Source organism: Solimonas sp. SE-A11 (assembly GCF_030345715.1).
Taxonomy (GTDB): Bacteria; Pseudomonadota; Gammaproteobacteria; order Nevskiales; family Nevskiaceae; genus Solimonas_A.
Map to the genome: position 1 here is coordinate 527948 of NZ_JAUASX010000001.1, position 22526 is coordinate 550473.

The 22526-nt window shown below is 66.1% G+C and carries 16 protein-coding genes; all 16 read left to right on the plus strand.

Going from position 1 to position 22526, the window contains the following annotated elements:
* The first annotated feature begins 503 nt into the window (after nt 1-503).
* The gene (locus QT386_RS02655; RefSeq protein ID WP_289272183.1) at nt 504-2951 is read left to right on the plus strand and encodes an RND family transporter; all 2448 of its coding nucleotides are present in this window, start codon (nt 504-506) and stop codon (nt 2949-2951) included.
* A gap of 128 nt (nt 2952-3079) precedes the next feature.
* The gene (locus tag QT386_RS02660; RefSeq protein WP_289272184.1) at nt 3080-4489 is read left to right on the plus strand and encodes a DUF1329 domain-containing protein; all 1410 of its coding nucleotides are present in this window, start codon (nt 3080-3082) and stop codon (nt 4487-4489) included.
* Between the two features lie 7 nt (nt 4490-4496).
* The gene (locus tag QT386_RS02665; protein ID WP_289272185.1) at nt 4497-4685 is read left to right on the plus strand and encodes a hypothetical protein; all 189 of its coding nucleotides are present in this window, start codon (nt 4497-4499) and stop codon (nt 4683-4685) included.
* A complete protein-coding gene (locus QT386_RS02670; RefSeq protein ID WP_289272186.1) occupies nt 4682-5644 on the plus strand; it encodes a hypothetical protein in 963 nt (320 codons plus the stop codon). The genes QT386_RS02665 and QT386_RS02670 overlap by 4 nt, the downstream gene beginning before the upstream one ends.
* Nucleotides 5645-5699: 55 nt before the next feature.
* Nucleotides 5700-7736, plus strand: a complete 2037-nt coding sequence (locus QT386_RS02675) for a DUF1302 family protein (RefSeq protein ID WP_289272187.1) — start codon at nt 5700-5702, stop codon at nt 7734-7736.
* Between the two features lie 110 nt (nt 7737-7846).
* The gene (locus QT386_RS02680) at nt 7847-9226 is read left to right on the plus strand and encodes a DUF1329 domain-containing protein (protein ID WP_289272188.1); all 1380 of its coding nucleotides are present in this window, start codon (nt 7847-7849) and stop codon (nt 9224-9226) included.
* Between the two features lie 285 nt (nt 9227-9511).
* A complete protein-coding gene (locus QT386_RS02685; RefSeq protein ID WP_289272189.1) occupies nt 9512-11485 on the plus strand; it encodes a hydantoinase/oxoprolinase family protein in 1974 nt (657 codons plus the stop codon).
* Nucleotides 11486-11507: 22 nt separating this feature from the next.
* The gene (locus tag QT386_RS02690; RefSeq protein ID WP_289272190.1) at nt 11508-11969 is read left to right on the plus strand and encodes an acetone carboxylase subunit gamma; all 462 of its coding nucleotides are present in this window, start codon (nt 11508-11510) and stop codon (nt 11967-11969) included.
* A 14-nt stretch (nt 11970-11983) separates the two neighbouring features.
* Entirely contained in the window at nt 11984-14113 is a 2130-nt protein-coding gene (locus QT386_RS02695; RefSeq protein WP_289272191.1) for a hydantoinase/oxoprolinase family protein, read from the plus strand.
* Between the two features lie 12 nt (nt 14114-14125).
* Nucleotides 14126-16396 (plus strand): hydantoinase B/oxoprolinase family protein, encoded by a 2271-nt coding sequence (locus QT386_RS02700; protein ID WP_289272192.1) that lies wholly within the window; start codon nt 14126-14128, stop codon nt 16394-16396.
* A 67-nt stretch (nt 16397-16463) separates the two neighbouring features.
* Nucleotides 16464-17264 (plus strand): glucose 1-dehydrogenase, encoded by an 801-nt coding sequence (locus QT386_RS02705; RefSeq protein WP_289272193.1) that lies wholly within the window; start codon nt 16464-16466, stop codon nt 17262-17264.
* Nucleotides 17264-18061 carry a hypothetical protein gene (locus QT386_RS02710; protein WP_289272194.1) on the plus strand — a complete coding sequence of 266 codons (798 nt, stop codon included), beginning with the start codon at nt 17264-17266 and terminating at the stop codon, nt 18059-18061. Before QT386_RS02705 ends, QT386_RS02710 begins: the two co-directional genes overlap by 1 nt.
* Complete coding sequence (locus QT386_RS02715; protein WP_289272195.1) at nt 18058-18525, plus strand: DUF3237 domain-containing protein; 468 nt, start codon at nt 18058-18060, stop codon at nt 18523-18525. Before QT386_RS02710 ends, QT386_RS02715 begins: the two co-directional genes overlap by 4 nt.
* A gap of 26 nt (nt 18526-18551) precedes the next feature.
* Nucleotides 18552-20582, plus strand: a complete 2031-nt coding sequence (locus tag QT386_RS02720) for an acetoacetate--CoA ligase (RefSeq protein WP_367401370.1) — start codon at nt 18552-18554, stop codon at nt 20580-20582.
* A gap of 10 nt (nt 20583-20592) precedes the next feature.
* Nucleotides 20593-21357 carry a glucose 1-dehydrogenase gene (locus tag QT386_RS02725; RefSeq protein WP_289272197.1) on the plus strand — a complete coding sequence of 255 codons (765 nt, stop codon included), beginning with the start codon at nt 20593-20595 and terminating at the stop codon, nt 21355-21357.
* A gap of 25 nt (nt 21358-21382) precedes the next feature.
* A complete protein-coding gene (locus QT386_RS02730) occupies nt 21383-22522 on the plus strand; it encodes a DUF5938 domain-containing protein (RefSeq protein WP_289272198.1) in 1140 nt (379 codons plus the stop codon).
* The last annotated feature ends 4 nt before the right edge of the window (nt 22523-22526 follow it).

Here is a 22526-nt window from a genome sequence, read left to right on the forward strand (position 1 = left end):
CTCTTGCCCTCTCGTGTGCATGAACACGCGCCACTGAACACACGCCGCGCGTGTCGCACTGCACATCTCTCGCGTTATCCCTTGATGCGATACGTGCTGTCCGTCGCGTCCTACAAAGCACGCAGTGCAGCAAAAATTCGCGAGTCGAACATGACGCTTGCTGCATTGCGGTATGTCGTTGATTCGCCGAAAGCTTGAGGCGTTGCGCGAGGCGACTACCCATCGGGTATAGAGAAAACTACCCATTCGTGTAGTGCGGCACTTTCGGCGCGAGCCGTACTTTGCTCTCCGTTGCAAGAAGGACTTCGCGCGCCGTGCTCGGTCGACGTGGGGCCTATGAACATAAGAACGAGGAGAGACATGGTGAACGACACCGACCACGGTGCCTGCGCCCCGGGACTTCACACCCCCACCTTCTGCCTGGCGTCTGACGCCGGCCGTAATCCGCACAACTAGAGACGGTGCCACCGGCGTTGGCCGGTGAGCCCGTCCGTGGAGCCTTCATGGACAACCTGCGCTACCGCATCGCCAAGGCTGTGATCCGTCACAGCCGGATCTCATGGGCGATCTTCATCGCGATCACGGTGTTCTTCGCCATCGGTATCAAGGACGTCGAGCTGAAGACCATCTTCTCGGACCTGCTGCCGAAGGACGATCCCTTCGTTCAGGTCTACAAGGACCACCCGAACTTCGGCAATCCGCTCACCGTCACCCTGATGGTCCAGCGCAAGAGTGGCGACATCTACAACCACGAGACCTTGCAGAAGGTCTGGGACCTGACGCGGGACATCGACCTGACGCCGGGCGTCGACCACGACCAGATCCTGTCGATCTCCACCGAAAAGGCCCGCTACGCCGAAGCCACCCCCTATGGCATCGACGTCAAGCCCCTGATGGAAGACCGGGTGCCCAAGACGGCCGAAGAGATCGCCGACTTCCGCGCTCGCGTGGACAAGAGCCCGGCGGCGCGCAACTTCCTGATCTCCGCCGACCAGTCCGCCACCCTGATCAACGCCACCTTCATCGAACAGCGCCTGGACTACGGCGTGGTGTTCAAGCACGTGCAGGACCTGGTGGAGAAGGCCCGTGACGCCGATCACGAGGTCTACATGGCCGGCCAGCCCGCCCTCACCGGCTGGGTCTACCAGTACCAGAAGCAGATGATCTGGATCGCCGCCATGACCATTGGCGCGCTGATCCTGTCGCTGGTGCTGTACATGCGCAACGTCGTGGGCGTCGTCACCCCCATCGTCACCAGCGCCGTGGCCGCCATCTGGGGTTTCGGCTTCGTCGGCTGGCTCAAGTCCCCGATCGAACCCCTGCTGATGGTCGTGCCGCTGCTGCTGGTGGCCCGATCCTTCTCCCACTGCGTCCAGTTCACCGAGCGCTATTACGAGATCTACGCCCACATCAAGGACCGCAAGAAGGCCGCCGAAATCACCATGAGCGTGATGATGGCACCGTCGGTCCTGGGCATCTTCACCGACATCGTCGGCATCTTCCTGATCGCCATCGCCCCCATCCCCGCGATGGAGCGCTTCGCTCTGTTCTGCGGCTTCTGGGCCATCTGGCTGATCCCCACCGGCGTCATCCTGATCTCCCTGCTGCTGGCCGCCCTGCCGCCGCCCAAGAACGTCGAGTCCATGGTCTCGCACGGCCAGTCCAGCGGCGTGCACAAGGCCTTCCAGTCCTCCCTGGGGGGCATTGCCAAGCTCACCCACGGCAAGGCCGCGCGCATGACCACGATCATCGTCGTGATCGGCAGCATCGCCGCGATCTACACCTCCTTGCAGATCAAGATCGGCAACCCCGTGGAGGGCAGCAACCTGCTCTGGCCGGTGTCCGAGTACAACCAGGCCGTCTCCAACATCAACAAGAACTTCCCCGGCGTGAACACCCTGGAGATCGTGTTCGAGGCCAAGGACCAGAAGAACCCCAATCGCACGATGCACCACGCCGACACCATGCTGACCATGCAGCGGGTGCAGGCCCTGATCGAGCGTGGCGACGCCCCGCCCCGGGCCACCCTGTCCTTCGCCGACTACCTGATGGAGGGCAACCGCCTGTTCAGCGGCGGCAACCCCAAGTGGCTGCCGCTGGACCCGGTCGACTCCGCCGTCAGCGCCGCCGCCGGCGCCGTCATGGTCGGCAGCAGCCCCAAGGCCTATTCCAACGTGGTGGACTTCGAGCAGCAGAACGGCACCGTCTCGCTCTGGTACAAGGACAACAAGCAGGCCACGGTGGACGCCGCACTGGCTTCTGCCAAGAAGGCGTTGGAAGAAGTGGGCGTGGACCACAAGACCTTCCTGGTCCGCCTGGGCACCGGCACCATCGCCCTGCAGCAGGCCATGAACGACGTGGTGCACCGCTACCACTGGCTGATCCTGGGCTGCCTCAACCTGGTGATCTTCATCGGCACCAGCCTGGCCTACCGCTCGCCGGTGGCCGGCATCATCCTGCTGATCCCGGTGAACCTGTCCAATTTCGTGATGAGCGCCGCGATGCACCTGATGGGCATCGGCCTGGACATCAACTCGCTGCTGGTGGCCTGCGTCGGTGTCGGTGTCGGTATCGACTATGGCATCTACCTGTTGTCCCGCATCTGCGAGGAATACCACGCGCAGAAGGGTGACTGGGGCCAGGCCAATGTGGCGGCACTGACCACCACCGGCAAGGCGATCATGTTCACCGCCTCGATCATGGTGATCGGCATCCTGCCCTGGTACTTCCTGTCGGGCCTGAAGTTCATGGCCGACATGGGCCTGCTGCTGGTGCTGATCATGCTCATCAACATGGTCCTGGCCCTGGTGGTGCTGCCGCTGATCGTCTGGCTGATCAAGCCCACCTTCGTCACCCGTGACGATCTGCTCGTCGGCGAGGGGGCGGACCTGTCGGCCTACACGCTGCAGGACGAGAAGAGCGGCCCGGCCCCGGCGGGTGCGCACGCATGAAATCCGCCGACATCACGATCCGATTGATCCCTTCCCTGGAGGCGGCGCCGCGGGCGGCCGCCGCCATCCACAGCATGCCGCGAGAACCGCGGCAGGCCATCCGTCAGCAGTAACGAGGAGACTTGAAGATGACTTTCCGCATCAAGAAATACGACTTCGACTACGGCCGCCGCATGCTGTTGCAGAAGTCCGCCGTGGGTGCCGCCGCCGGTGTGCTCGCGCCGCTGTGGCCGACCATCGCCGACTCCGCCGACAACACGGCCAAGGCGTATCCGGAAGAGCTGCTGCACATCGAGGCCTACACCAAGGGCAAGATCAAGCCGGGCGACGTGGTCACCAAGGACAACGTCGAGGCGGTGAAGGACCTGCTGGATCCTGTGGCCTACATGCACGTCAAGACCATGGGCCGCCGTATCCATATCGTGGAGTCCACCAAGGACGTCACCAAGCTGTATCCCGCGCCGTACCTGGCAGGCACGCTGCGCAACAAGGGCAAGGCCAAGATGGGCGCCGATGGCAACGTCTACGACCAGGCCGGCAATCCCTGGGGCGCGGGCATGCCGTTCCCGGATCCGAAGAACGGTGTGGAGGCCACCGCCAACCTGACGCTGAGCTGGGGCCGCCACGACTACTCGCAGTACGCGGTACGTGACTGGGATATCGCCCCGGATGGCAGCCTGGCCTACCAGTACGACTTCGTCTGGGCCGAGCTGAACACCACCGCCCGCAACGACGACAAGGTGTGGAACGGCAAGAAGGACCTGCTGCGCTACCAGTCGGTATGGTTCACGGCGCCCAACGATACGGCCGGCAGCTCCTTCCTCAACATCTGGAGCTACGACCAGCGCAAGTTCCCGGAATTGTACGGCTACCTGCCGGCCTTCCGCCGCGTGCGCCAGTTCCCCACCAACCAGCGCTTCGAGCCGCTGGTGCCGGGCATCACGCTGTTCCTGTCCGACGCCTGGGCGGCCGGCGATCCGATGGGTACCTGGGGCAACTACAAGATCGTGGAGCGCAAGCCGATGCTCGGCGCAATCGGCAGCCGCAACTTCATGGGTGGCCGTGGCGGTGCGATGAACAACTACGAGCGTCCGGTCCACGGCGGCCCCAAGGGCCAGACCTTCCATGACGTGTACATGGAACTGGTGCCGGAGTGCCTGGTGGTGGACGCGGAGCCCACGGGCTATCCGCGTGCGCCGGTCGGCAAGAAGCGCACCTGGATCGACGTCCGCAACGGTATGTACGTGGCCTACAACACCTACGACCGCCGTGGCGAGATCTGGAAGACCTTCGAGCCGCACTACGCGCAGTACTCGAACGAGAAGCTGACGATCAAGGACGACAGCGGCCAACCGGCGTGGTCGTGGGTCAGCGTGCTCAGCCACGACCTGCAGGCCAACCGCATGAGCCGCTTCGTGCAGGCGCGCGAGGTGACCGGCGGCTACAAGAGCGGCTACGACAACTCGATCATGAAGGGCGAGGACGTCTACAACAAGTACCTCACGGTGCAGGCGATCACGCGCCTGGGCACGGTCTGAGGAAGACATGAAGCGCGCGCTCTCCCTCGCCGCGATCCTGAAGCCTCTCGCCCGCTGGCGCGAGGACGTCAGGGCGAGGGTGGAGCGCGACGCTGCCTTCGAGGCCTGGTTGGTGAAGTCAGGCCTCCAATTCAATCAAACCCCTTCTGCCGAGCAGCAGGAGCGGGAACCCCGACAGGAAAGGTCATCGGCATGACTCGTCTCATTGCATTGGCCGCAGCCGGTCTGCTGGTTGCGGGCGCCGTTTCGGCTTCCGCGCCTCCGGCGGACGCGAAGAGCCCGCTGCAGCCGGTGCTGACCGGCACGGTCCACCAGGCGCTGTTCGCCATCGACTTCAGCGACACGCTGGGCGTGGCGGTGGGTGCGGGCGGCGAGGTGCAGGAGTCCAGCGACAAGGGCTCCAGCTGGAAGATGGTGCAGGCGCCGACGCAGCTGTCGCTGCTCGGGGTCGGCGTGGCCGGCGGCAAGGCGGTGGCCGTGGGCCAGAGTGGCCTTGTGGTGACGCGCGGTGCCGACGGCAAGTGGGCGGAAAGCAAGAGTGGCAGCAAGCAGCGCCTACTAGCGGTGGAGCTCAATGCGGCGGGCCGTGCGGTGGCGGTGGGCGCCTTCGGCACGGTGCTGCTGTCGGACGATGCCGGCCAGACCTGGCGGCCTGCGGCGCCGGTCTGGACCGAGCACGCTCCCGATGGCATGGAGCCGCACATGTACGCGGCGCACGTGGCGGCCGACGGCACGGTGACGATCGCCGGTGAGTTCGGCCTGATCCTGCGCAGCAGCGATGCCGGGGCTACCTGGACGAGCCTGCACAAGGGCGATGCTTCGCTGTTCGCGCTGCAGCTGCGCGAGGACGGCGTGGGCTACGCGGTGGGTCAGAGCGGGGCGATCCTGCGCAGTGCCGATGGCGGTGCCACCTGGGAGACGCGTCCTTCCGATACCGAAGCGCTGCTGCTGGGCGTGCATGCGACGACCGATGGCCGGGTCCTGGTGACGGGCATGCGCGACATGCTGGTCAGCCGTGACGGCGGCGAGAGCTTCAGCCACGTGCGGGGCGGTGGTGTGAACAGCCTGTGGTTCGTGGGAGTGGCGCAGGCTTCGGCCGGCGCACCGGTGCTGGCCGTGGGCCAGTCCGGACAGATCGTGAGCCTGCAGCCCTGATGAGGCGTCAAGTGGGGCTGCGGTGCCAACAGAACAGCGTCTGAGGAGAGAGAAAATGCGGAAGACGGGCGTGACGGGAGTGGTGGCGGGGATGAGCTTGCTGCTGGCGGCGCCGGCGCAAGCCAGCATCTTCGACGAGATGGGCTTCACCATCGGCGGCTTCATCCGCCCGGAGTTCAGCTACTCGACGAGCAGCAAGGACAACCCAGCCAACCAGCTGGGCAACTACTACAACGGCGTTTCGGTGCCGCGCCAGGCGTATTCTCCGCCGTCGCTGGTGCCGACGATCCTGGGCAACCTCGGCCTGCCGCCGCTGCTGCCCGGCCAGGTGGGCACCTGGACGACGCTGCCGCTGCCGCCGGTGCCACTGGTCTTCTCGGACACGGCCTCTCCGGGCCTGCGTGGCGTCAACAATGCCACCGGCGGCGGTACGCCGATGGAGCGCGTGGACAACGACATCAACTACGCCATCGTGCGCTCGGAAGTGGAGCTGGGCGTGCGCTTCACGCAGAACCTGAACCTGGTGGCGCGCCTGCGTGCCATCTGGGATCCGAAGCTGTATGACGAGTTCGACGCGGCCCGCTATCGCGACGTGCAGGGCGGCATCTCCGGCGGCGACCAGGCGCTGTACGGCGGCAAGCCGAACTACTTCCAGTATCGCGTGGAGGGGGACAGCAGCCCGAACCCGCTGGAATGGGCCGGTGACGACTACCTGATCTACTTCCCCACCCTGGTGCTGGAGTACAACAACGGCCCGCTGACGGCGCGCGTGGGCAACCAGCAGATCGCCTGGGGCCAGGCGCTGTTCTTCCGCGTGTTCGACGTGGTGGATGGCCTGGACCTGCGTCGCCACTCGGTGCTGGACTACGCGCAGGAAGAGTATTCCGACAAGCGCGTGCCGGCCCTGGGCGCACGCCTGGGCTACCAGCTCAACGAGGAGTTGCTGTTCGACGGCTACGTGCAGAAGTTCCAGCCGACGATCTACGGCAACCCGAACACGCAGTACAACGTCATTCCCTCGCAGTTCACGGTGCATGACCGCTACGTGGAAGGTGGATGGGACGACAAGCTCAGCTACGGCATGCGCGTGAAGGGCAACTACGGCCAGTGGGGCTTCCAGGCCATGGCGGTGCAGCGCTACAACCCGGATGGCGTGTTCCGCTGGACGGCGTCGAACCACAACAAGGACCTGCCGACCAACATGGGATCGCTGGGCGGCCTGGTGCATACCACGCTGGCACTGCAGGGCCTGGATTCGGGCGCGCTGCTGGCGCAGAGCGCCTTCGAGGCCTCGCCCGGCGGCGTGTACTCGGCGCAGGAGTGGTTCCGCTACGCCGGCTTTGCCCGCCTGAACGCGATGAGCGGCCTCAACGCCTCGATCACCGAGTTCCCGTCGACCACCGACCTGTTCGCCACGCCGGTGAGCACGGTGGAGCAGGCCTATAACGAGCTGAACACCTTCTTCATCGCCGGCGGCGGCAGCCTGCGTGGCCACATTGCCCGTGAGTACGCACAGGAAGAGGTGTTCGGCCTCGGCGCGAGCTACGTGACGGAGGGTGATCCTGGCAGCCTGCTGGACCAGTTGATCATCAACTTCGAGGTCAGCTATACGCCGGACCGCACCTTCACCAACACCTCGCTGAGCCGCAACTACATCACCGAGGATTCGGTGACCACGGCCCTGGTGCTGGAGAAGTACCACCGCTTCAGTCAGGCCTTCCCGGCGACCTACCTGGTATTCCAGCACATGTACCGCAGCGTGGATGACCTGTTCGGCCGCCACCTGTCGGGCTACGGCGGCACGGAGAACAAGGCGGCAGATGGTGTCAACGGCGCCCACTACTTCGCCTTTGCCTTCCAGCAGCCGTTCCCGCAGGACATCTACCGCATCGGCTTCGCCACGCTGTACGACCCGCGCGGCAGCATCCTGGTGCAGCCGGGCATCAAGTGGAAGCCGCGCGGTGCGCTGACGGTGGAGGCTTTCTACAGCTACATCGACGGTTCGCTGGGTGGCGCCAATCCGAACGACACGCTGCTGTCCACGGTGGATTATGCCGACGAGGTCACGGTGCGCCTGACGTATCAGTTCTGAGTCTGTTGCGGAATCCGCTGCCTCCCCACCTCCTCCTATGGGCAGCGAGGATGCCGACGGTGACGAGCCGTCGGCGATTTTTAAACCTGTAGTAGCGGAGAAGGAGAGAGATGAGGGTCATCCGTTACGACCGTGAATACAGCCGGCGCCAGTTCCTCGGGGGGCTGGCGCGCGGTGCCGCAACTGCCGGCGTGCTGATGCCGCTGTGGGATGCGGTGGCCAAGGACGGGGATGTGACCCGTGCCTATCCCGAGGAACTGCTGTCGATCGAGAACTGGTCCAAGGGCAAGTTGAAAGCAGGTGACGAGATCACCGCGGCCAACGTGGAGCTGGTCAAGGACCTGCTGGAGCCGATCAAGTATTACCAGGTGGCCAAGATGGGCCGGCGCCTGCGGATCGCACCTACCACTACCGACATCATGCGGCTGAGCCCCTGGGAATACCTGGAGGCCTCGCTGAAGAACCGTGGCCAGGCCCAGTTCGACAAGACGGGCAACGTGGTGACCGCGCAGGGCAAGCCCTGGATAGGGGGAAACCCCTTCCCCGACGCCAAGACCGGCCTGGAGCTGTTCGCCAGCCTGACGCTGAGCTGGGGGCGGCACGACGCCTCGATGTACGCGATCAAGGAATACGATATAGGCCTATCCGGCGAGATCGACTTCCGCTACGAACTGGGCTGGGCGGAGCTGTCGCCGGTGGCACGCGTCAGCCTGGAGCCGAAGCCGTACTGGACGGGCAAGGAAGACAAGCTGCGCTACCAGTCGGTGTTCTTCGTCAAGCCCGATGCGGTCAACGGCACCTCTTATCTCAACATCTGGCCCTATGACCAGAACCGCTTTCCGGAACTCTACGGCTATCTGCCGGAGTTCAAGCGCATCCGCCAGTTCCCCACCGATCAGCGCTTCGAGCCGCTGATCCCGGGTTCGACGCTGTATCTGTCGGACGCCTGGGCGGCGGGCGATCCGCTGCATACCTGGGGCAACTACAAGGTCGTGGGACGCGGGCCGCTGCTGGCCGGCGTGTCTGGCGGCTGGAGCGCGGCGCATCCCAACTGGGAGCACCGCACGCATGGCGGCCCCAAAGGGTTGAGCTTCTGGGACACCACGGTGGAACTGGTGCCGGAGGCCATCATCGTGGAGGCGGAGCCGGTGAAGTTCCCGCGCGCGCCGGTGAGCAAGAAGCGCGTGTGGTTCGATGCGCGAACCGGCCTGCCGGTGGGCATGGTGACCTACGACCGCCGCGGTGAGCCCTATCACTCCTTCGACGCGGCCTTCTCGCTGTACGAGGCGGGCGGCAAGTCGGTGATGGACGGCAAGCATCCGTACTGGTCCTGGAGCCACGTGCACGCCTTCAACATCCAGACCAGCCAGATGACGCGGCTGGAGCAGGTTCGTGAGATCGCTGGCGGGCATCGCAGCTCGGCCAATGATCCTGGCTTGTACGAGCGCTACCTCACCAATGCGGCGCTGATGAGATTGGGCAGGGCCTGATCGTGCGCCGCCTCGCCTCCCGCGATCTGCATGTCGCCGACGATATCCCCTCCTGCGGGATGGGCGCAGCGGAGAGCGAGAGGGAGAAGTGGGAGGCCTTCGCGCGCTACTACTCTTCAAAACTACCCGACAGGGTGGCGAGCACGGCCGGAGTGGCGAATAGGGTTGCAGACATCGCGATAGGTATCGCGCAAGCACCGGAAAAGAGTGCCGCGGAGGAGCCCACGACATGAGAAAAAACGCAACGACGCATCGCCGTCGCATGTGCATCCAGGAGAACGGTTCATGAACGCAGCAACTGAGGCGGACAGCCTCGTCCGCAGCCGCGGCGCGGCGAGCGCCGCGAAGGCGGGCAGCGGCAAGCTGATCAACATCGACAACGGCGGCACGCTCACCGATTTCTGCGTGATCGATGGCGGCAAGGTCTACCGTACCAAGAGCGTGACCACGCCCTACGACCTGTCGAAGTGCTTCTTCGACGGCCTGCGCAAGGCCAGCGCGGCGATCTACGGCCAGGAAGACCTGCTGCAGCTGCTGCTGAGCACGGATCACATCCGTTACTCCACGACGCAGGGCACCAATGCGCTGGTGGAGCGCAAGGGCCAGCGCCTGGGCCTGCTGCTCTGCGGCCTGGATGCGGCGACGCTGCAGACGGACGCGCAGCAGAAGGACGTGTTCGCCGGCCTGGTCGGCACACGCGTGGCGACGCTGGATGCCAAGGCCGATGAAGCGGCCCTGGAAGTGGCGGCGACGCAGGCCATCAACAAGCTGGCCTCCGAGGGCGCCAACCGCATCGTGATCGGCTTTGGTGGCGCGCAGCGGGAGGCCGGAGAAGTCCGGTTGAAGAAGATCCTGCTGAAGAAATTCCCGCCGCACCTGCTGGGCGCGATCCCGCTGCTGTACTCCCACGAGGTGGTGCAGGACGAGGATGACGCCCGCCGCGTCTGGACGGCGCTGTTCAACGCCTTCCTGCATCCGGCCATGGAGCGTTTCCTCTACAATGCCGAGCATCGCCTGCGCGAGTACAAGACCAAGAACCCGCTGCTGATCTTCCGCAACGACGGCGCCTCGGCGCGTATCTCTCGCACCGCCGCGGTCAAGACCTACTCCTCCGGCCCGCGTGGCGGTGCCGAAGGCGCCCGCGCCCTGGCAGCCCATTACGGCTTCGGCCGCCTGCTGGGCATGGATATCGGCGGTACCACCACCGACATCAGCCTGGTGGAGCAGGGCAATGTCACCACTGAGCGCCGTGGTCACATCGAGGGTGTCTCGACCTCGCTGCCGCTGTGCAAGGTGGTCAGCGCGGGTGTCGGCGGCTCCTCGATCATCTCGGTGGTGGACGGACGCATCAAGGTGGGCCCGGAGTCCGTCGGTGGCGCGCCGGGGCCGGCCTGCTTCGGCCTGGGCGGCACGCTGGCGACGATCACGGATGCCTTCCTGGTGCTGGGCCTGCTGGACCCGGCCAGCTTCTTCGGCGGCGAGCTGAAGATCGACGTGGAGCGCGCACGCGCCGCGATCGAGGCCAACGTGGCCAAGCCGCTGAATCTGAGCGTGGAGGCGGCTGCGGATGCGATGCAGCAGGCCTGGGCGCAGAAGGTGGCGGATTCGCTGAAGGCCTATACGAAAGTCACGCCGGATACCACGCTGGCGGCCTTCGGCGGTGCCGGCCCCTTCATTGCCTGCAAGGTGGCGGAGGCGGCGGGCATTTCGCAGATCATCATTCCGGGCCTGGCGGCGGTGTTCTCCGCCTTCGGCATCGGCTTCTCCGATATCGCGCACGAGTACGAGGCGCCGCTGGCCAGCGCCGATGCGGCTGGCCTGAAGGCCACGCGCGAACTGCTGCTGGAGCGTGCCCGCCGCGGCATGTTCGCAGAGGGCTTCGAGCTGGCGGACTGCCGCATCGAGACCTGGCTGCAGGCAGGTGACGAACTGGTTCCCGTGGAAGGCGACAAGCTGCCGGCGCTGCCCAAGGGCGTGCAGGCGGCGATGGTGCTGAAGGCGACGCGGGTGATTGCCCGCGCCAGCCTGGCCGGCAAGTTCGGCGGCCAGGGTAAGGCCGCGGTGGCGGCGGGCAAGCGCAGCGTCAACACCGGCGGCAAGGCGGCAGAGTTGCCGCTGTATCGCGTGGAGGACCAGGCGGGCGGTGCCCAGGCGCAGGGACCCTGCGTGCTGGAAGAGGCCTTCTTCACCTCCCGCATCGACGCCGGCTGGCGTTTCGAGATCAACGAGTCCGGCGACATCCTGCTGAGCCGCGCCTGAGACCAGAACAAGGAACCAGATCATGAAAGTCCTGATCACCGAATACCTGCGCATCAACCTCGATAGCGAGAAGTGGGAGTGCCGCCGCTGCGGTCACGTCCACGGCGATGCCCGAGACACCTACAAGCGTGGCCTGCTGGTGTATGACCGCGACCCGCGCGAGATCCACAAGCCGCTGCTGGACACCAAGCTGTATTCCCGCACCTATTCGCCGGACCCGCAGTGGTGCCGGATCCTCGAGTACTACTGCTCCTCCTGCGGCACGATGGTGGAAGTGGAATACCTGCCGCCGGGCCACCCGCCGGTGTACGACATCGAGCTGGACCTGGACGCGCTGAAGCTGCAGTGGAAGGACCGCGAAGAGGTGGTGGACGCCGTGGTCGGCCCCGACCTGGCAGCCGAGAAGGTCAAGCATGGCCGGGCGCTGCATGCCCAGGCGCATGGGCATGACCACGACCACGGCCACCACGGCCACAAGCACTAAGGGAGACGACGAACATGAAACGCGTTTCCGTGGATATCGGCGGCACCTTCACCGATTGCTTCGTGGTCTGGGACAACCAGTACGTGGAGGGCAAGGCCCTGACCACGCACCACAACCTGGCGCTGGGCTTCAACGAGTCGCTGGGTGACGCCTGCAAGCAGCTGGGCCTGGAGTCGTCCAAGCTGCTGTCGGAAGTGGATTCGGTGCGCTATTCGACCACGCTGGGCACCAATGCGCTGATCGAGCGCAAGGGCCCGCGCATTGGCGTGCTGGTGACCACCGGCTTCAAGAGCACCATCCCGCTGTCCCGTGCCCGTGGCTACGGTGAGGGTTTGTCCGAGCACGAGCAGATGGACATCCCCAATGCCTCGCGCCCGGAGCCCATCGTCCCCATCCCGATGATCCGAGAGGTCCGCGAGCGCATCGACTATCTGGGCGACGTGTTCTGGAAGCTGGACGAGGATGACGTGCGCCTGCGCATCCGCGAGCTGGTGGATTCCGGCGCCGAGGCGTTGGTGGTGATGTTCACCAACAGCGTCGTCAACCCGGTGAACGAGCTTCGCGTGCGCGAAATCTTCCTGGAGGAGTACCCGGCGCATCTGCTGGGCGCCATCCCGATGCTGTTGTCGCACCAGGTGGCTGGCCGCAAGGGCGAGTACGCCCGTGGCACGTCCACCATCATGGACGCCTTCCTGCACCAGACCATGTACCACGGCCTGGGTACGCTGGAGCTGAACCTGCGTGCGCAGGGCTACAACAAGCCGATGCTGGTCAGCCACAACTCCGGCGGCATGGCGCAGCTGAACTCCACGGATGCGCTGCAGACGGTGCATTCCGGCCCGGTGTCGGGCATCGCGGCCAGCGAGCACCTGGCGGCGGCGGCCGAACTGGGCAACGTGGTGGCCACCGACATGGGCGGCACCAGCTTCGACATCGGCATCGTCGACCAGGGTGGCGTGAAGCACTATGACTTCAATCCGGTGATCGACCGCTGGATGGTGTCGATCCCGATGGTGCACCTGGTAACCCTGGGCGCCGGCGGCGGATCGATCGCGCGCTATGACCGCATGTTCGGCTCGGTGGAACTGGGCCCGCAGTCGGCCGGCTCCGACCCCGGCCCGGCCTGCTACGACCGCGGCGGCCTCAAGCCGACCGTGACCGATGCCGACCTGGTACTGGGCTACCTGGACCCCAAGAACTACGCCAACGGCCGCATCCCGCTGAACCCGCGCCGCGCCAAGCAGGCCATCGAGGACGAGCTTTGCGATGACCTGGACATGGACGTCACCGAGACGGCCAAGCTGATCAAGCGCAACGTCGACGCGGGCATGGCCAATGGCATTGCCACCGAGCTGCGCACCCGCGGCTACGAGCCCAAGGACTTCACGATCCTGGCCTATGGCGGCAACGGGCCGCTGCATGCCTGCGGCATCGCCAACGCGCTGGGCGTCAGCAAGATCCTGGCTCCACCGTTCTCGTCCACCTTCTCGGCCTGTGGTGCCGGCAATGTCAACCAGATGCACATCCACGAGATGAGCACCTGGACGGTGTTGTTCAACCCGGCCACGAAGAGCTTCTTCAACCAGTACGACAGCTTCAACAAGAGCGTCGAGGAACTGGAGCGCCGGGGCCGCGAGGACCTGATCCGCCAGGGCATGCCGACCGACCAGATCCGTTATCGCCTGGAGCTCGACATGCGCTACGGCAACCAGCGCGTGCAGACCGCGGTGGTGACAGAGATGGGCCGCCTGCATTCGCAGCGCGAGGTGCTGGCGCTGATGGACCAGTTCCACAAGAGCTACGGCGCGCGCTTCGGTGAGGGCAGCCAGTCGCCGGAGACTGGTGTGCGCATCAACACCATCCGCGTCTGTTCCTACGTGGAACAGCCCAAGGTGGCCTTCGCCAAGCTCAAGCTCAGCGGCAAGACCCTGCCGCCGCCGGAAGCCGTGTCGAAGCGGCCCTGCCACTACGTGGGCCAGGACCAGGCGCTGGACACCCCCATCTACGACGACAAGGCGCTGGCCGAGGGTACCCGCATCCCGGGGCCGGCCATCGTCACGACCCGTGCGACCACCTACCTGGTGGAGCCGGGCTGGACCTTCCACGCCGCGGCACAGGGCGGTGTCTGGTTCATCAAGGAATAAGAGGAGCGAGACATGCACGACAAGATTTCCGCCGAAGACCAGGCACTGCTGGACAAGTTCCTCGCCGACAACAAGATGTTTCTCGGGCCGGATCCCGAGATCATGCGCAACCACGGCGTGGCGCCGCGCTCCGAGGCGGAGGACGCGATCCTCTCCAAGGGCTTCGACGCTCACCGCGCGCACCACATCCGCGGCCTGGTGAACGCGGCGCTGTCCGAGTCCTTCCAGATGGTGAACCAGATGGGCGCGGCGCCGGGTGCCAAGTGGGGCGACCTGGTGACGGCCATCTACACCGCCAACGGCAACCTGGCGATGATCGCGCCGCATGGCATCATCACCTTCGCCGCCTGCGCCTTCTACCCGATCCGCTTCATCATCAAGAACTGGATGGAAGACCCCACCGTCGGCGTCAAGGACGGCGACGGCTTCATCCACAACGACGCGCGCTACGGCGGTGTGCACAACACTGACCAGTCGATGATGATGCCGCTGTACTACAAGGGCGAGCTGATCTGCTGGCTGTCCTCGACCATCCACGAGGGCGAGAACGGCGCCTGCGAGCCGGGCGGCCTGCCGGCGGCGGCCGAGAGCAAGTACGACGAGGGCATCAAGATGTCGCCCTTCAAGGTCGTGGAGAACTTCCAGCTCAAGCGCGACCTGGTGACCTTCCTGCAGAACTCGGTGCGTGACCCGAAGCTGCAGCTGGAGGACATGAAGGTCAAGCTGCACGCGGTGATGCGGCTGCGCGAGCGTATCGTGGCGATCCTGGACCAGTTCGGCCGCGAGGCGCTGATCGGCACCATGCGCATGCACCTGGAGGACACCGAGGTGGAGGTGCGCCGCCGCATCCGCGAGCTGCCGGACGGCACCACCCGCGTGCTGCAGTTCATGGACTCGTCGCTGCGCGAGAACATCATGCAGAAGATCAGTGTGGCGATCACCGTCAAGGGTGACCGCATGCTGATGGACTTCCGCGGTACGGCGCCGCAGTTCCTGAACCGCTCGGTGAACACCAACCTGGCGTCGTTCAAGGCGGCTCTGGCCACCGGCCTGCTGCAGAATATCTGGCCGGACCTGCCGCACACCATGGCGGTTCTCTCGCCGATCGAGGTCATCACTGACCGCAATTCGATCGTGGATGCCGAGGGCGAGATGCCGCAGGCCATGAGCCTGATGCCGCTGTTCAAGGCCTGCGTGGCCTGGACCATCCCGATGGCCAAGTTCAACTATAGCCTGCCGAAAAAGTACTCGGCGATCATCGCCTCGCAGTACGACCAGGCCGCCACCTTCATCTACGGCGGCCTGACCCAGCACGGCGACGTCACCGGCAACTTCTGCGGTGACATCAACGGCATGGGGCAGGGCGCGCGCAGCCACGCGGACGGCGAGCACTCGGTGTCGCCGGTGTTCGGCTTCATGGCCGACTCGGGCGAGCACGAGATCAACGAAGAGGACACCCCGATCATCCGCCTGGGCGCCCAGCGCCTGGCCAAGGACCGCATCGGTTTCGGCAAGTATCGCGGCGGCATGGGCTACGAGCAGATCGCCACGGCGCGCGGTTCGGGCCTGTGGGGCTTCATGACGGGCTGCGAGGGCTCCAAGTTCCCCTCGGCGCAAGGCCTGTTCGGCGGCTACTCCTGCCCCAGCTACCAGCTGATGAAGATCAAGGGCATCAACATCTTCGAGGAGCTGAAGAAGAATCCGAACGTGGTCGAGGTGTTCGACATCGTCAAGCTGATGAACGAGCGCCCGATCCCTGGCGGCAAGTACAGCAGCAACGACATGGGCATGACTTTCGAGCTCTGCAGCGATGGCGAGATCTACATGATCTGCCAGGGCTCCGGTGGCGGCTACGGCGACGTGCTGGAGCGCGACCCGGCGCTGGTGATGAAGGACGTGCGCGAGGACCTGCTGTCGCCCGACCTGGCCCGCGAGATCTACCAGGTGGTGTTCGACGACAAGACCCTGGTGGTGGACGAGGACGCCACCGCGAAGCTGCGTGCCGATGTGCGCCGCCAGCGTCTGGCCCGCGGCAAGCCCTTCGACCAGTTCTGCAAGGAATGGGTCACCCCCGAGCCGCCGGCACACCTGCCATACCTGGGCTCCTGGGACAACCCGAAGGAGATCTACGCCACGACCCCGATGGGCCAGCGCGTGAAGATGCCGGCGGACCAGATCCAGGGCGTGTTCATGCCCAACCCCAAGGACCTCGCGATCATGCAGTTGGAGGGCGAGGTCGAGAAGCTGAAGGCGCAACTGGCGGAGTGCCAGAGCGGCAAGTAAAAGGGGGAGCGGCGCCTCACCAGACGGTAGGGCGCCGCAAATCCCAAGGATCGACAGGAGGAGAACAATGACCGATTACAACAAGATGTTCCGGCTCGACGGCAAGGTGGCCCTGGTTACCGGCGGCGCGCGCGGTATCGGTGCCGAGGTGGCGGAGGCGCTGGCGCAGGCCGGCGCGGCGGTGATGGTGACCGACATCCTCGACAGCGTCGGGCAGCAGACCGTGGAGAAGATCCGCAAGGCTGGTGGCAAGGCGGCCTTCACGCATCACAACGTCACCGTGGAAGCCGAGTGGGAAGCGGCCATCGCGGCGACGCAGAACGAGTTGGGCGGCTTTGACATCCTGGTGAACAACGCCGGCATCGAGACCGCCGCGCTGCTGGCGCAGTGCGAGCTGGAAGATTTCCGCAAGCTGATGGACGTCAACGTCAATGGCGTCTTCCTGGGCCTGAAGCACGCGGTGCGCACGCTCAAGCCGGGCAGCTCCATCGTCAACCTTTCCTCGGTGGCGGGCCTGATCGGCACGACCGGCCACATCGCCTATCACGCCTCCAAGGGCGCGGTGCGCCTGATGGCCAAGGCGGCGGCGGTGGAATGCGCGCAGCTGGGCCTGGGCATCCGCATCAACTCGGTACACCCGGCCATCGTCGACACCGAGATGGGCACCAACTTCATCAAGCACTTCGTGGACCTGAAGCTGGCGCCGGACTACGCCACCGCTGAGGGCGCCTTTAAGGCGGCGCATCCGCTGGGCGGCTTCGGCAAGCCGGCCGACGTGGCCAGCGCCGTGATCTATCTCAGCTCCGAGGCCGGCCGCTGGATCACCGGCACCGAGCTGGTGCTCGACGGCGGCTACACGGCGGTCTGATGGCCTCCCTGTCCGCGATGCTGTCCGCCGGCAAGCGGCCGCTGTGGCTGGACTACGGCGACTATGCCGGCGCCCTGCTGGCCGGAGGCGCCGTGCCCTGGCTGGACGTGGCCGGCACCATCGCGCTTCAGCGCAAGGCGCAGGGCCTGCTGCGTTCCGACGTGCTGCAGCTGCCGGTGGCCGCGGTGACCGAGGCCTGGGTGGCGGCGCATCCGGCGCTGCGCGAGGCCATGGCGGCCAAGCGCCGCGCCGTGGTGCCGCTCAAGACGCTGCTGGCCGACGAGTCGCTGCGCGCGCACCTGGTGGAACTCGCCAAGGGCCTGCGCTCCTGTTTCGCCGAGGCGCCGCTGGCGCTGGCCTGCCCTTCGCCGCGCGCCTGGGTGGCGGCGGCCTACCGGCTCGCGCATGGCGAGACGGTGGAAGTGGGCGAGGACGAGGCCGACAGCGCGGCGGTGTACATGGCCGACTTCCTGCGCTGCTTCGGCGAGGCCGGCATCGACATCCTGCTGCTGCAGGAAGGCGAGGAGCCGCCGCTGCCGGAGCTGTACACGCCGGTGCTGAACGTGGCGGCGCACTATCGCTGGGAGGCAGGCCTGCAAGGGCCGGCCGGTACCCCCGCGGCGGGCCTGGCCTTCGTCATCGCGCCGGATTCGACCAGTGGCCGTCCGCTGGCGCCGGCCTACTGGGGCGGCGCGGCGGCGGAAGATTGCCCGCCGCAGGGATTCCGCCATGCAGCGATCCCGGCCGACGCGCAGCCTGAGTCGGTGCTGCAGCGCCTGGCGGAGCTGCGCCAATGACCGACCTGTCCCTGCGCGGGGATCACCTGTTCACCATGGACGCGACGCTGCAGGCGCCGCCCGAGGTGATCGGGCCCGTGCCGGAGGGCATTCGCGTGAACTTCCACGTCACCGGCGGCCTCTTCGAGGGTGCGCGGTTGCGCGGCAAGCTGCGTGCGGTGGGGCAAGACGCCTTCCTGCTGCGCCGTGACGGCATGGGCTTGCTCGAGGTGCTGCTGACGCTGGAGACCGACGACGGCGCGCTGATCGAGGCGCGCTATGAGGGCCTGGGCGATTTTGGCGTGGGAGCCTACGAGGGGTTCCTGCGCGGCGAGGTTCCGCCCAGCGCCGAGCTGCACACCTTTCCGCGTCTGCGTACGGCGCACCCGGATTACCAGTGGTTGCAGCGCCTGGCCTGCGTCGGGCGGGGGCACGTGGACATGCAGCGCCACGAGGTGCGCTACGAAGTCTACGCACTGGGCTGACACAAGAAATATAAGGAGAAACAGCGATGGTCATGGAAGGAGAAAAGCTCTGGGCGCCGCGCAAGGAATTCGCGGATGCGTCCAACATCGCCCGCTACCAGCGCTGGCTGAAGGCCGAGCGCGGCATCGACACCGCGGACTACCACGCCCTGTGGCAGTGGTCGGTGAAGGATACGGCCGGCTTCTGGGCCTCGATCTGGGATTACTTCGAGGTGCAGTCCGACCAGCCCTACCGCAGCGTGCTGGAACGCCCGGCCGACGGCGGCATGATGGGCACGCAGTGGTTCCCCGGCTCGCGCGTGAACTATGCCGAGCACCTGCTGCGCCATGAGGTGGAGGGTGCGGACCGCCCGGTGTTCCACCACCTGTCCGAGACGCGCCCGCTGGCCACCATGAACTGGCGTGAGCTGGGCCGGCAGGTGCGCATCCTGGCCACGCGCCTGCGCGCCATGGGCCTGCAGCCCGGCGACCGCGTGGTGTCCTACATGCCCAACGTGCCGGAGACCGCCATCGCGATGATGGCCACGGCCGCCATCGGATGCATCTGGTCCTCGGCGGCGCCGGAGTTCGGCGTCAAGACGGTGATCGAGCGCTTCTCGCAGATCGAGCCTAAGCTGATCTTCGCCGCCGACGGCTACCGCTTTGGCGGCAAGGACTTCAAGCGCGAAGAGGAAGTGCGCCGTATCGCCGGCTCGCTGCCGAGCCTGAAGAAGATCGTCTGGCTGCCCTACCTGGACCCGCAGGCCGCACCGCCGGCCATGCCGGACCTGGTCGCCTGGTCCTCGCTGCTGGACCACCCGGACGTGCCGCGCGAGGGCTTCCAGTTCACCCGGGTCGAATACGACCATCCGCTCTGGGTGGTGTTCTCCTCGGGCACCACCGGCCTGCCCAAGGCCATCGTGCACAGCCATGTCGGCGTGCTACTGGAACACTACAAGTTGCTCAGCTTCCACCTGAACCTGGGCCCCAAGTCGGTGATGTTCTTCTACAGCACCACCGGCTGGATGATGTGGAACCTGGTGATCGCCTCGCTGCTGACCGGCAGCGCGGCGGTGCTCTACGACGGCAACCCGGCCTTCCCCACGCCGGACTTCCTGTGGAAGCTCGCCGCCGAGACGCGCGCCACCAGCTACGGCGCTAGCCCCACCTTCGTGCAGATGATGGAGAAGGCAGGCCTCAAGCCCGGCGAGCAGTACGACCTGTCGGCCCTGGAAGGCATCGTAGTGGCCGGCGCGCCGTCCACGCCGGAGACCTTCGCCTGGTTCTACAAGGCGGTGAAGCAGGACCTGTGGGTCACCTCGCAGAGCGGCGGCACCGAGATCTGCAGCGGCTTCGTCGGCGCCTCGCCGACCCTGCCGGTCCACGCCGGCGAGATCCAGACGCGCATGTTGGGTATGGACGTGCACGCCTGGACCGACGACGGCAAGGAACTGATCGACGAGGTCGGTGAACTGGTGGTGACCAGCCCGTTCCCATCCATGCCGATCCACTTCTGGAACGACACCGGCGGCAAGCGCTACCGCGAGTCCTACTTCGATGTCTTCCCCGGCATCTGGCGCCACGGCGACTTCATCAAGATCAAAGGGCGCGGCGGTTGCTACATCTACGGCCGCTCGGATTCCACGCTCAACCGCTTCGGCGTGCGTATCGGCACCGCCGAGATCTACCGCGCGGTGGAGCAGGTGGAGGAAGTGGCCGACAGCCTGATCGTCTGCGTGGAACTGCCGGGCGGCAACTTCTTCATGCCGCTGTACCTGCGCCTGAAGCCGGGCGCGGTGCTGGACGACGCGCTGCGCAAGAAGATCAACACGCGCCTGCGCGATGACTGCAGCCCGCGCCACGTGCCGGACAAGATCTATGGCGTGGATGCCATTCCCTACACCCTGACCGGCAAGAAGATGGAGGTGCCGGTGCGCAAGCTGCTGATGGGCTGGCCGCTGGACAAGGCCGCCAGCCGCGACGCGATGATGAACCCGGAGTCGATCGACTGGTTCGTGACGTTTGCGCAGGAATCCACCGACTACGACTGGCGCGGCACGGCCGCGGCCAAGGCCTGAGGAGCAGCCGATGAGCAAGCGGGTAGAGGGTAAGGTCTGCGTCGTCACCGGCGGTGCCCGCGGCCTGGGCTTGGCCGCCGCCGAGGCGCTGCTGGCCGAGGGCGCCAAGGTGCTGCTGACCGACGTGGACCGCGCCGCGGGCGAGGCCGAGGCCAAGCGCCTGGGGCCGAACGCAAAGTTCCGCGTGCAGGACGTCACCGACGTGGCCCAGTGGAACGAGGTTCTGGACGGCGTGGTCGCCGACTGGGGCCGTCTGGACGTGCTGGTGAACAATGCCGGCGTCGCCGGCATCGCGGACGTGGAGGCCATCTCGCAGAAGGACTGGCAGCGCACCATCGACATCAACCTGACCGCCGTCTTCAACGGCACCCAGGCGGCGATCGCGCGCATGAAGTCCAGCGGCGGTTCGATCATCAACATCGCCAGCATCGAGGGCATCATGGGCGAGCCCCTGATCCCGGCCTACAACGCCAGCAAGGGTGGCGTGCGCATCTTCAGCCGCTCGGCGGCGATCCACTGCGCGCGCAGCGGCTACCGGGTGCGCGTCAACAACGTCTGCCCGGGCTTCGCCGAGACCCAGATGGTGGCCGGCGCCCTGGCCGGCATGACCCCCGAGAAAGCCCAGGAGTTCGCCACCCGCACGCTGGCGCGCATCCCCATGGGCCGTTTTGCAAAACCTTCCGAAATCGCGGCGGCGGTGCTGTTCCTGGCCTCCGACGAATCCAGCTACGTCACCGGCTCCGACCTCGTGGTCGACGGCGGCATGACGGCTTAACACTGAAAATCCAGAGGAGACAAAAATGAGCAGCAAGAAGCCTGTCGTGATCTACGGTGTCACCGGCTACACCGGCCGCCTGGTGGCGGAATACCTGCGCGAATATCGCCTGCCCTTCATCGCCGCTGGCCGTGATGCCAAGCGCATCAAGGAAGTGATGGACAAGGTGCCCGGCATCGAGAACGCCGACTACGAGATCGCCGAGGTGGAGCACACCACCGAGGCGCTGACCAAGCTGTTCAAGGGCGCCAAGGTCGTGCTGAACATGGTCGGCCCGTTCATGAAGTACGGCCCCGAGGCGGTGGAGGCGGCGCTGGCCACCGGCTGCCACTACACCGACACCAACGGCGAACAGAACTGGATGATGCACGCCGAGGAGACCTGGGGCGAGAAGTTCAAGGAGAAGAACCTGGTGCTGGCGCCCGGCATCGCTCAGATGTACACCACCGGCGAGATCGCCGCGAACATCTGCCTGGAGACCCCGGGCCTGGACAAGCTGGACATCCTGGTGCTGTGGAAGGGCTTCCCGACCTACGCCTCGACCCAGACCATCTTCAGCATCCTCACGGCCGACTTCTACTACCTGGAGCAGAAGCAGTACGTGAAGTGGCCCTTCGGCGCCAAGGCCGAGGTCGGCGTGCCGGGCCAGCACACCACCGCGCTAGCCCTGCCCTGGGGCGGCACCGCGCACCCGGTGTGGTTCAAGAACGACCCGCGCGTGTCCGACTGCAAGGTCATGGGTGGCGTGTTCGAGCGCACGGTGATGGAGAGCGTGATCCAGCTCAACGCCGTGATCGAGGAGAAGATCAAGCCGCTGCCCAAGGCCGAGCAGGAAAAGGCGCTGTCCGACATGGCGGCCTCGCTGCAGGCCGGCATGCCGCCGCGCGAGAACCCGCGCATCAACATCTCGGTGGACTCGGTGCATGCCAGCGGCGCGCTGGGCCGCGCCCACTGCGTGATCCACGGCAACTGCAACTACAAGCAGACCGGCCTGATGCAGGCCTACTTCGCCTACCACCTGCTGCAGGCCCCGTCCAAGCGCTACGGCTTTGCCTCCGGCTGCCAGGCATTGGGCCATCGCGAGCTGCTGGGCGTGCTGCAGCAGTTCGGCCTGGTCAGCGAGCCGATCCTCACGGTGCATGCACCGGGCGTGCGCCGGGTCTGAGCAC